The following is a 10,578-nucleotide window of genomic DNA, read 5'->3' as shown; positions in this document are numbered from 1 at the left end:
AAATAAAGTATTTTTATTATCCAATAAATACAATATTTTTTCTATTGAGACTGGGAATCTCCACAATCAAAGCTTGAACTCCAAACACATCTTTAATTAATTTTTCTGTTAAAATTTCTTCCGGTACTCCAAAAGTAACGACTTTTCCCTTATTCATTACATATAATTTATCACAATAAGTTGCTGCAAGATTTAAATCGTGCATTGCGGCAAATATTTCAACTTTCAATGACTTAACCGTTCGTAAAAGCTGTATTTGATATTGAATATCTAAATGATTAGTCGGTTCATCTAATATCAATGCTTTTGGTTCCTGAGTTAAAACTCTGGCCATCATAACACGCTGCTGTTCCCCTCCTGACAATGTATTAAAATTTCTTACGGCAAAATCAGCCATTCCTGTTTTAAGCAAAGATTCATGTGCCAACAAATAATCATTTTCATTATCTTGTTCCATGAGTTTTTTATGAGGTGTCCGCCCCATAAGCACGACTTCTTCCACCGTAAAATCGAAATTTAAGTTATTCATCTGGGTCATTACACCTAATTTTTGGGCTGATTCTTTAGGAGTTATTGCTTCTAAGCTTTTTCCATCTATCCATATTATACCTTTATTAGGCTTTAAAACGCGATAAATTGTTTTAAGGAAAGTCGATTTTCCACTCCCGTTTGGACCAATAATGCCAACAAATTCCTTATTTTTTACTTCTGCATTAATATCACGAATAATCATCTTATTCCCAATTTTTACTGATAAATTTTCTGCCTTTATCTCCATTTACTCATCTCCAAACCCATAAGATTTTCTCATCATTAACCAAATAAAGAAAGGCCCTCTCCAACCATAGAAGTTATAATACCAATTGGAAGTTCACCATTTTTAAGTATAATTTTTGATACAACGTCACACCAGATCATAAAAATCGAACCTACAATCACAGACAAAGGAATGACATAACGATGATCTGAACCTACAATCATTCGAACAATATGAGGAATAACTAACCCGGTAAAACTGATAACACCAACTGCTGCCACTAAAATTCCTGTAACAGCTGCTGAAAAAGCAAGATAAATTTTACGGACATTTGTTACATCAATTCCTAAAGTAGTAGCTGATTCATCTCCAATTAATAAGGTATTCATAACACGAAATTGAGTTAAAAAGAATAAAATACAGATTATTACAATAACCGTTGGAACCAATAAAACTTTCCATGAAGAACTAGCCAAACTACCCATTGTCCAAAAAGTAACGGATCTAATTCCTTCAGAATCCCCTGCGTCGTTACTGCAAATTTGTATGGTTCATTCAGATTATGGATGAGAACGTGCAATCGTCTTGCCGCATCTTTATCAAGATAATCTTTTTCTAAATCTGATGTTGTGTATGTAAAATCCCCACCTATTCCCAGAGCCATCCGCTTTCGTTTTTTGGAAAGCGAGAAGTAAGTGTTTTTAGCAATCTGACAAAGCCATACGTATAATTTGCAGCTTCCATTGAACTTATCTATATGCCGCATGGCTTTGAAAAAAGTTTCCTGTGTAACTTCTTCAGCAATATCCTCATTACGACACAGAGCCAGAACGTATTTATATACACCGGAAAAGTTTTCTGCATATATTTCTCCAAAGTCTGTCATTTCACACCTCCCATGTATAAGACTCAGCTCCTGTAAAAGTGTTTCAAAGTTTTTGATTTTTTTCTATTTCAATACCAGCTAATTTCATTAAATATACAGCATTTCTCGTATCTGAAATTCCCTCTTTCAATTTATAGTCAAAATAAATCTTGTTATTCCTGTAATACTCGGAAAAATGATAATTTCTAATTTTTGATTTTCTATAATCGGCCATTTCACCTAACTCCAAGTCATGAGTGGATATAAATCCCAAATTACCTATTTTACTCAATTGTTTTACTAAAATCGTTGCTCCGGTATGCCTGTCTCTCGAATTGGTTCCTTTAAAAATTTCATCTAATAAAAATAGTATTCTTTTTCCTTTTTTTGAAGCTTCAACAATATTCTTAATCCTCAATATCTCTGCATAAAAAGAAGATATATTTTGTCCCAGGTTATCATTTACTCTCATACAGCTGTAAAGATCCATAATAGTACAGAAAAACTCCTCGGCACATACAGGAGCCCCGGCATATGCCAACACAATATTAATTCCTACAGTTCGCAAAAATGTACTCTTTCCAGACATATTAGACCCTGTTACAAGCATAACCGAATATGATTTTCCTATCTTCAAGTCATTACATATGCGGTTTTTTTCTTCCAGAAGAGGATGTCCCATATTCTTTGCTGTAATTATCGATGATCCAGCTGCAATCCCGGGCATACACCAATGTGGATTATCGTATTTAATAACTGCAATACTGCATAAGGCCTCTAATTCTCCTATTACATCAATCCACTCATGAAAATTGTTTCCCGACTTTATTTTCCATTTTTCAACAGAAATATTCCAGTAATATTCTATCATGAGTATTGGATTCAAAATGGAATACAATATATTACGTCTACTGGCTATGGACCCGCATATTTTAGAAAAGGCCTCTATTTGCCCATATGCACTTGTTCCATCATTACTGTAAAGCTTTTTACATAAGTTCACAATATACTTTGATTTAAATTCATGTTTCTCTATAAGTCCAATCATACTTTTATACATTTTTATGTCAGAATTATATTTTTCGGCAATAATTAAGTTTTTAATCCTGTCTTTTCTATTTATTTTTAGAATAATGCACTGAACTAAAATTAAACTGACAGGAACATAAGAAGGAACCAAATAAAATATTTTTGGTACAGTTTTGTAAACATCAAACAAAGCTGCTAAAATAAAATAGACTATTTTAACCATCAAAGTCAAAGTAGTTGCTGCTGTTACAGTTGAGAGAATTCTCAAAGCCCAAATCAGCTGTTTTTTTAATATATAATCTTTCCCCTCTTTTAGCCATGAAAAAAGTTCCTTTGAATTTTGTTTATTATTTGGAATCATTTTTCCTTCTGCTTCAAATTGCTGTCTAAAATAGATTTTATGTGCAAGCTCTACAACTGTGGACTGTCTGTCATATATATTTTGTTTATCCTGAGGCTTTTCTGTCAGCAATTTTTTTAACTTCTGTCTTCCAATACAAGTGTGAGCTGTATTTATCAATTGAAATAGAGAACCTTTGCCAAAAATATCGAGATCATATGAATAATTATGATTCTTATCTATAAAATCCCCGCCAATATCCTCAAAATTCCTCCATTCTCCATTTAATCGTTTTATTGAAGCTTGATTTACTTTAACCAGTGCAGCCGAGTGCATTATTTTAGTTTTCATATTTGTCTGTAAATAAGCTAGATAAAACAGCAAGCTGAGCATAATTAAAACTGTAAAATTAAATATAAAAGATTCTCTTAATATATACATTTCTATTAAAGCTATAAATCCTATTATAAAAATAATAAGTCTTAAATTACTTATACCAGCCATATATTTTTGCTGCCTTTTAATTAATAAATTGTACCTGTGTTTTCTTTTTTTATATTCTTCCAGTGCCGATAGCATTTTTAAATCCTCCCAATTTAAATCATATTTCATCTGCTTTTTTAAAGGGATATAAAAACTTTTTTATCTAAATTCTTGAATATATTATAGTACTACCATTAGTTACTTTCATTTCAACTGTTTCCCTTAAATGGATTTACAGTTGATTTTATAATTAAAACCTTTTTAAATTGAGCAAATTCGCATATTGATATATTATTACAATTAGGTTATAATAAAACGTGTATTAAACATGTTTGAAAGTGAGGTATCAAATTGAACAATCCAAATAGTACAAAAGAGCTATTGATAAAAACGGTAGTAGAATTATTGCAGGAGTGTAGCGATATTTCAGAAATAACCTCGAGAAAAATAACAAAAAGAGCCAATGTGAATTTATCAACAATAAATTACTATTTTAATTCCAAAGATGAATTGGTAAACATTGCTGTAAATAAATTAATAGGAGACACTGCAGATATATATTTTCAAAATATGACAAGCAGCAGCAGTTCACCAAAAGATAAGCTTAGAAATTTCTTAATTAATATTAGTGATATGGTCGTCAATTATAAAAAATATACAAAACAGATAATTCCCTATATCTTATTAAAGGAGAAATTCATTCAAACTATGGAAATACTGCCCTTAATCAGAGATTGTTTTGAAGAAAGCAAAAGTGATAAAGAATGCAAAGTTATTTCATATCAATTGATTTCATTTATGCAGCTGGTATTCTACAGAGCGGATGAATTTAAATCCTTCAGTAAAATTGACATCATGAATAAAAAGGAAAGAGATGAACTCATTGATATGGAACTGAATTTATTGATCAAATAAAAGTTGGAGGTTAATAATGAAAAAAACATTTGATTTATCTGAATATATGAGCAGGGGTATTGAAATTATAGTGAAGAATGTTTTGAAGTCATCTATAAAAAATCCAAAAGAAACTCAATTTTTAATAAAATATATGCTGTCGATAGCAGCTGCAAATAATAGAAGAAATATACTGGAAAGTGAGGGAGAACATATTCCTCCATTTTTAATGGCAAGCATTTCCTCCAGCTGCAATTTATATTGTAAGGGGTGCTATGCAAGGGCCAGCAGCTCCTGTGGAGATAACTTAAAGGATACTGAAATATCAGAAGAAAGGTGGGAACAGCTATTTAATGAAGCAAGAGAACTTGGAATCTCATTTATATTACTCTTAGGCGGAGAACCCTTGATGAGAAGAGGTATTATTGAAAAGGCTTCTTCTGTTAAAGAAATAGTTTTTCCGATCTTCACAAACGGAATCCTGTTGGATGAGGATTATATAAATTTAATTGATAAAAATAGAAACCTGGTGCCAATAATAAGCATTGAAGGCAATGAGTATCAAACTGACTCCAGGCGTGGGAAAAATACCTATAATTTAATAATGACTGCAGTGGATAATTTAAATAAAAGAAAAATTTTATTCGGATGTTCTATAACTGTAACAACTGAAAATATAAAAACTGTTACAAATGAAGGATTTATACAGGATCTTTATAATAAAGGAACAAGAGTACTGGTATTTGTAGAGTATACTGCGGTAATCAAATCCACTGAAAAGCTTGCACCCACAAAAAAAGAGCGCCTTTTGCTGGAAAAAAAGCTGGAGGAATTAAGACAGGCATTTGAAAGCATGGTATTTTTATCATTTCCAGGTGATGAGAAATACATGGGAGGATGCCTGGCAGCCGGGAGAGGATTTTTTCACATAAATGCCAATGGCAGCGCAGAGCCATGTCCCCTCTCTCCCTATTCAGATGTAAATTTAAAAGACTCCAGCCTTAGAGAGGCTTTAAAATCACCATTATTCAAAAAACTTAAAGATAACGAGATGCTGGTTGGAGAACATAAAGGAGGATGTACATTATTTAAAAAAGAAGATGATGTTAAAAAATTTTTAAGTACCTGATAATTATCAGCATGTAATATGATAAAAAGAGCGGCTCTTTCTAATTTCACCTGACCTCAAGTGAGCCGCTTTTCTCAATTATAAAATAACACTTTATTATATTCTTTAGGTTTATAATCCCTATGAATTTTTTTCCATTATATTGGCACCATCCTTATTTAAAAGATACCTTATTTCCTCACCTTCCAACCTGTGAATAGAAGTTTGATTTTTTATAGATAAATCAGCTGCTATACCGGCTGCATGCCCATATTCAAAACACTGCGCTGTAACACGGGCAGATGCAAGTGCTTCATGTTGTGCAGACAGACATCTTCCTGCAGCTATTATATTTTCACCCTTTACAGGTACAAGAGAACCGAATGGAACCTCATAATAATCATCCAATATCCACTGGAGCTTTGGTTTATCTCCTGAGTGGAGTTCTATGGGCCATGGGGACTTTACTATTCCATCTTTAAATTTGCGGTGGGACATCACATCTTCGTTAGTCAGACACTTTGCACCTACAATAGTTCTTGTCTGTCTTATGCCTACTTCAACTCCAAAATCGTTGATAAAACTGTCTTCACAACCCGGAATATATTTTTTCAGAAAATCTGCATAATCCCTGCACTGTCTTCGCCCCAGTATTTCTGCCTCAGTAAAATCCTCAGGGTATACTGCATTCAGTTCTCTGTTGTCACTTCCTATTACACGTGTAGCATTTACAAGAAGTTCACCCTTCCTCGGTGTATCAAAAATCCAGATTTTATTTCTAGGCAGATTGTATTTATTATTTTTGCAGGCAGCTTCAATTAATTTTGTAACCTTTAAAGGCGAAATTGTGTCATTTCCCCAATTTTTAATGAATCTCTTTACATCTACACCTCCAAGTCTGAACATCATTGTTGGATTTTGAACCTGTCCATTGTCACCTACAACATATTCAAGTCCGGAACGATATATAATGTCAGCATCACCAGTAGCATCAATTACAACTTTGCTGTGTATTGCTTCCATACCAGATTTTGTATCTATAATTACACCTTTGAATTCATCTTCATCCTTGACGACTCCAATAATGTTTGTGTGATATAAAATACCTGCTCCTGCATCTTCCAGCAAATCTTCGGCAACTTCACGCCATACCATGGGATCATGAGTTACTGTCCATGTCTTGCCGTATTTTTGTGGTGAAGTAAGTCCATTTCTGCTTTTCAATCCTTTTATAAATTTATCTGTAAATCCGTAAACCACCTGCTGAGGAATATGATTTACATCACTTGCCGTATACAATCCACATATGGTACCTGAAAGCCCTGCTACCGCAGCTCCTCCCAGGAAGCCGTATTTTTCAATCAATAGTACTTTGTTTCCAAATCTGGCTGCAGTTTCAGCTGCTGCCACTCCTGCAGCTCCGCCGCCGGCTACAAGAACATCTACATCTGCAAATACCGGCAGATCATGATTGGAACTTTCAACATACAATTTATTCCATTTCATATTACGCTACCTCCCTGTTAATTCATCCATAATCAGCTAAACAATTACTAAAATAAATTTCCATATTCATTAAATTTCATATATTTTGCTTCATCCAAGACTTCTATATTAGGATTGTTCTTGGCTTCATTAAGTAAATTTTCTGAAATTAGAAATTCTTCTAGTCATAATATATTTACACTTACTACTCAGAACAATTTGCTGTAAAAACCATAGAAGCGTAGTTACTAAGGTTTTTACAGTAAATAGGCAAATGCCATTATATTACAGATCACAAGTTTCCTTTAGTATAAAGCTATTATATAAATGCTTGTAACACAATTCTTCCTAAAATTGTATCATGTCATATGTCTCCTCTTAATAAATGAAACATTTGGGTATTATCCATGAAACTCCTTAGCTTAATTATTCTTCTATATTTTTATTGACAGTTTCAGGTCCCATAGCCAAAGCAATTAAAGTAATCACACCTAAAACACACATGTATACTACAATAGGCCACCAACGTCTACTCCAACTATATAGTGCAGTACAAATAAATGGGGCTAACCCTCCGGCAAGTATAGAGCCTAATTCACGAGAAAAAGCAAATCCACATACGCGGAAATCCGTATCAAATAATTCTGCATACCATGAAGCTTGTGGTGAAATTAATGCTGGATAAGCTATTCCGAATCCTATAATAAACCCTAGAATTATCGCCCAGAGAGATCCTGTCCCAAGAATCATGAAAAATGGAATGAGCCAAGCCATTGACACGATTGTTCCGCCAATATAAACGGGTTTACGCCCAATTTTATCAGAAAGCATCCCAAAAAGAGGCATAAAAATTACTTGTATCAAGGAAGCAATAATAACTCCCCATAATGCTGTAGACTCGGGTAGCCCCAATATATTTACTATATATGCCATAATGAAAACCGGATAGAAATATGCAAATCCATTTTCTCCCATACGCGTGCCGATAACAATAAGAACTTCACGCGGATAACGCTTAATGGCTGAAAAAATTCCAATGTGTTTACCACTTTGTTCACGCGCAATTTTAGCTTTTTCAAAGGATGGAGGCTCGACAATATGACGTCGTATAAAATAACCAACAATTACACATACTGCGCCAAAAATAAAGGGTATTCGCCAGCCCCAATCCACAAAAACACTTTTTCCCATTATTGATAAGCATGAAAAAAATACTCCATTCGCCAAAACCGTGGCCGCTGAAAATCCCATTGGAGCCCAAGCACCAGCAAGTCCCCTTTTACCCTTCTTAGCATGTTCAACAGATAATACCACAGCACCAGCATATTCACCACCTGCACCAAATCCTTGAATTAATCGTAATATAATAAGCGCAATCGGAGCCAAAATACCAATTGAATTATACGTTGGCAGAAAACCAACTGCCGTTGTCGAACCTCCCATCAGAAAAAGTGTAAGAATTAAAACTATTTTACGGCCAACCTTATCACCTAAGTGACCAAGAACTAATCCACCTAATGGTCTAGCAAGGAAGCCAACTGCATATGTCCCGAAAGCAGCAAGTGTACCCATCAGTGGATCAACAGCAGGGAAAAAAACTTTATTTAACACAAGCGCTGCAGATGCTCCATAAATTAGGAAATCATACCATTCTAAGACTGTACCAACCAATGCAGCTATGCCAGCTTGTCTCGCTTGAGAGCGTTCTGTTGATTCTAACATTCTTTCTCCTCCATTTCTTCTCTTTTCACCTTAACTTAAAAGCAACTTTCAAGATATGAATAAGTCATATCGTAAAATAAATAGCACTTTTGTAACACACTCATCCATACATGTCATACTAATACTTTTTTAGCAAGGAAGTATTATTTTTTATCTCGGAAACTCCGATAACCAAGGACCGCGCCCTGTTCGATTGGTTGTACAAGTTGATAATATTGACCAAGGTAGCCTGTAACGTTTTTTTTGTCCGGTTTCCACATTGCCAAGCGTTTGTTCAGCTCTTTCTGTGGAATATCCACATTTATTGTTCTATTTACAAAGTCAATTTTAATAAGTTCACCATCTTTAATAACAGCCAGTGGACCGCCAGCTGCTGCCTCAGGCATAACTTGACCGATAATAATGCCACGATTTAAGCCAGATAATTCTCCATCTGTAATAACAGCAATGTTAGATGCCAGATTGGCCCCATTCAAAGCTGCTACAAAACTGCAGGCGAATACAGTACCTGGACCGCCTTTTGGACCCATATTACGTAATACAATAGCATCCCCGTTATGGATTTCTCCTTTGCTAATAGCAGCGATTGCTTCATCTTCTCCCTCAAAAATTTTAGCACGGCCCTCAAATTTATCCATTTTACTAGGTAGGGCAGATAATTTCATAATTGCCCCATGAGGGCTGAGATTACCACGTAGGATAGCAATGCCTGGGCGATTACTTTGCGGATTATTAAAATCTTTTATAACTTCTGGACGTTTGACCACAGTATTTTTAATATTTTCACCTACTCTTTTACCATTGACAGTTATTTGATCAAGATGTAAATATTTTTCCAATCGTTTCATAACGGCATTACAACCACCTGCTGCTTCCAAATCTTCTGTCCTGAATGGACCATTGGGTCGAACAGAAGTGAGTAGTTTTATAGTATCAGCATATTTCTCATATGTAGCCACTACATCCATATCAATTTCAGCCTCTGTAGCGATAGCAGCTAAGTGACGTACTGTATTAACAGAACCACCAATTGCCAATACAACCATAACGGCGTTTTCTATGGCCTTCTTTGTAATGATTTGGCGAGCCGTTCTGTGTTCTTTTACCATCTTCACAATATTATGACCGGCCATACGAGCATAGTTTTTTAATTTTGAACCACTGGAAAAAATAGGCGCATTACCAGGCAGTGTCATACCAATTGCTTCGGAAACAATGTGCATGGAATTTGCTGTACCAAGTCCAGCACAAACCCCCGGGGTCTGGATTGCACAGTTTGTCATATCCGTCAATTGTGTTAGTGCCATATCTCCGCTGGCGACAGCTCCCACCTTTTCATATACATCATCAATATCTACAAATTCTCCAGAAGAACAAATACCACCAATTTGATAACCGCATGCTAACAACATGGACGGAATATCCATTCTGGCAGACGCCATCATCTGAGCAGGTGCCGTCTTATCACAAGAACACAGACATACCATGCCATCAAGCACAGCACCCTCTACCATGCATTCGATTTCATTGACCACCAGATCTCTTGTTGGCATAAGGTATCGTGCTTTTTTGCCAGCCGTAGTTACAAAATCACTGGGAGCTGCTGTTCGAATTTCAAATGGTACACCACCTGCTTCCCATATAGCCGATTTGACAATTTGTGCTATGCCATCAACATGTGAATAGCAGCAGGATAATTCATTAGATGTATTAATTATGGCAATTTTGGGTTTTTGCAGTTCTTCATTGGTAATTCCCATACTTTTCCATTGTGTTCTTCTTACTGCCCATCGTGTAGTACCCTCTTCAAAGTTACTTCTTAGCATTTTAATTCCTCCTATTTCAATAATTTTAAATTATCTTTTATTTACTTCTATTTTCATAAAATTTTATTA

General features: G+C 34.9%; 9 protein-coding genes. 2 read left to right on the top strand and 7 right to left on the bottom strand.

Annotated elements, in window-relative coordinates; genetic code table 11:
* Positions 1-16: 16 nt before the first annotated feature.
* From J5G60_RS12945 to J5G60_RS12930, 4 genes are read right to left on the bottom strand one after another with little or no spacing between them, the layout of a single operon-like run.
* Complete coding sequence (locus J5G60_RS12945; RefSeq protein WP_150356759.1) at positions 17-778, bottom strand: ABC transporter ATP-binding protein; 762 nt, start codon at positions 776-778, stop codon at positions 17-19.
* A 35-nt stretch (positions 779-813) separates the two neighbouring features.
* Positions 814-1,242 carry a FecCD family ABC transporter permease gene (locus J5G60_RS12940; RefSeq protein ID WP_150356758.1) on the bottom strand — a complete coding sequence of 143 codons (429 nt, stop codon included), beginning with the start codon at positions 1,240-1,242 and terminating at the stop codon, positions 814-816.
* On the bottom strand, positions 1,185-1,643 hold the full coding sequence (locus J5G60_RS12935; RefSeq protein ID WP_150356757.1) for an RNA polymerase sigma factor: 459 nt from the start codon (positions 1,641-1,643) through the stop codon (positions 1,185-1,187). The genes J5G60_RS12940 and J5G60_RS12935 overlap by 58 nt, the downstream gene beginning before the upstream one ends.
* A gap of 43 nt (positions 1,644-1,686) precedes the next feature.
* On the bottom strand, positions 1,687-3,570 hold the full coding sequence (locus J5G60_RS12930) for a MutS-related protein (RefSeq protein WP_150356756.1): 1,884 nt from the start codon (positions 3,568-3,570) through the stop codon (positions 1,687-1,689).
* 255 nt (positions 3,571-3,825) lie between these two features.
* Here J5G60_RS12930 and J5G60_RS12925 point away from each other — a divergent pair, with 255 nt between their 5' ends.
* Positions 3,826-4,389: a TetR/AcrR family transcriptional regulator gene (locus tag J5G60_RS12925; protein ID WP_150356755.1), complete on the top strand. Its 564-nt coding sequence runs from the start codon at positions 3,826-3,828 to the stop codon at positions 4,387-4,389.
* 16 nt (positions 4,390-4,405) lie between these two features.
* Positions 4,406-5,497 (top strand): radical SAM protein, encoded by a 1,092-nt coding sequence (locus J5G60_RS12920; protein WP_150356754.1) that lies wholly within the window; start codon positions 4,406-4,408, stop codon positions 5,495-5,497.
* Between the two features lie 120 nt (positions 5,498-5,617).
* On the opposite strand, the gene J5G60_RS12915 is transcribed toward J5G60_RS12920, so the two are convergent.
* The 3 genes from J5G60_RS12915 to ilvD form a co-directional block, all read right to left on the bottom strand.
* Positions 5,618-6,982 (bottom strand): FAD-dependent oxidoreductase, encoded by a 1,365-nt coding sequence (locus tag J5G60_RS12915; RefSeq protein WP_150356753.1) that lies wholly within the window; start codon positions 6,980-6,982, stop codon positions 5,618-5,620.
* A gap of 405 nt (positions 6,983-7,387) precedes the next feature.
* Positions 7,388-8,683, bottom strand: coding sequence for an MFS transporter (locus J5G60_RS12910; protein ID WP_150356752.1), 1,296 nt, complete (start codon positions 8,681-8,683; stop codon positions 7,388-7,390).
* 143 nt (positions 8,684-8,826) lie between these two features.
* Positions 8,827-10,509, bottom strand: coding sequence for a dihydroxy-acid dehydratase (gene ilvD / locus J5G60_RS12905; protein ID WP_150356751.1), 1,683 nt, complete (start codon positions 10,507-10,509; stop codon positions 8,827-8,829).
* Between the last annotated feature and the right edge of the window lie 69 nt (positions 10,510-10,578).

Source organism: Clostridium sp. HV4-5-A1G (assembly GCF_900184915.1).
GTDB classification, from domain to species: domain Bacteria; phylum Bacillota; class Clostridia; order Clostridiales; family Clostridiaceae; genus Clostridium_B; species Clostridium_B aromativorans.
This window is presented reverse-complemented; position numbering and strand designations above follow the sequence as displayed.